Origin of the sequence: Campylobacter sp. US33a (assembly GCF_004378855.1) — a bacterium.
In the GTDB taxonomy this organism is placed as follows: Bacteria; Campylobacterota; Campylobacteria; order Campylobacterales; family Campylobacteraceae; genus Campylobacter_D.
This window is the reverse complement of sequence record NZ_RYYL01000012.1, coordinates 43,261-44,545: the sequence shown is the minus strand read 5'-3', so window position 1 is coordinate 44,545 and position 1,285 is coordinate 43,261. Positions and strand designations below refer to the sequence as shown.

The 1,285-nt window shown below is 27.2% G+C and carries 2 pseudogenes; both read right to left on the bottom strand.

The window, feature by feature from the left end:
• A pseudogene (locus ELQ16_RS08605) lies at nt 1-245 on the bottom strand (hypothetical protein); the annotation flags it as partial.
• A gap of 8 nt (nt 246-253) precedes the next feature.
• A pseudogene (locus ELQ16_RS10335) lies at nt 254-1,285 on the bottom strand (hypothetical protein); the annotation flags it as partial.

The window sequence follows — 1,285 nt, the reverse complement described above, 5'->3', positions numbered from 1 at the left end:
TTATCTAATTCTCCAAAGTAAAAAGGATTATTAGGGAGTTCGGTGGAGCCTGTAAGGAGGGTGGAGTTTAGGAAGATATAAGCTTGATAGCTTTGCAACTCTTCAAAAGTAAAATCTGTTGTTGCTTCTAATTTATAAAGTTCTTCATAAATACTTTGACAATCAATTATGCTTTTGTTTTCACAAAGTAAATAAATACTTTTTTTATCTTTATGGATAGAATATAAAAAGTCTCTACTTATCATAGTTTTCCTTAAATGATGCCTATTTTAGCTTTTCCGCTAAAATATAAAGCTTGTGATATTTTACAAACTCCACCTAAATATTGCTCATCCCAAATTTGATCTTTTATTTTATAACTTTTTGAATTATATCCATATATTTTTGTTATATTGTTAATATTTTCAAGACATTTCATATCTTTATAAACTACAATGAAAATTCTAAATTCCCCAATGGCAATTTTATAAGCTAAATTTTCTTGATTATTAACAAAGGAACAATCTTTTCTGTATTTATTAAAATCATTTTTATCAAGAATTAAAATATATTTTTCTTTTTCTTGCACCTTTAAAATAAAATCTATGATTTTTGTTTGACTAATGGTAGGAGCTTTATAGCTTGCATAATAACTATCTCCAACCTCTTGCGAACTGTCATTTATTTCTTGCATTATAGTGGCTATTAATGAAAGAAAGTATTCAAAATGATTGATTGGCGAATTTTTAAAAAGCCCAAGAAGTCTATTTTTAAGAGTAAAATTTTTATTATTAATATCATTATTTTTTAACACAAAAGTTTCTATATATATTTGAATACTTTTCGTAAAATGATTAAGATATTCTATACACTCGCTAAGATTTTTATCTTTGACTTTGTTATAGTTAGCATCTAATTCCAAAAGATAAGCATAAAAATAGAGAGTTTGAGTAAGGGGGATAATGGAGTGTTCCCCTGTTATTCCAGAGCTTGTATTGATTGTATGAAGCAGCGTTGTATCGCTATATTGATTGTCTTGATGTAATCCTAGCTTAATCCCTAGTTTTGATATAGGAGAGCCGATATACCATTCATTTTTGTATTCATTACTACTTGATTCACAATGATGTATAGAATCTTGAATTGAGAGTTTGTGTATATATCTTTCATCTCCTTTAAGTTTAAAATTTTGAGGTGTTCTCCTATCTTCTTTAAAATGTTGCCAATAATTATAAGCAAGTTGTCTATAATATGGTGCAATATCTGCTAAAATAGGAATAGCATTAATATTGAGTGCCATCATCGT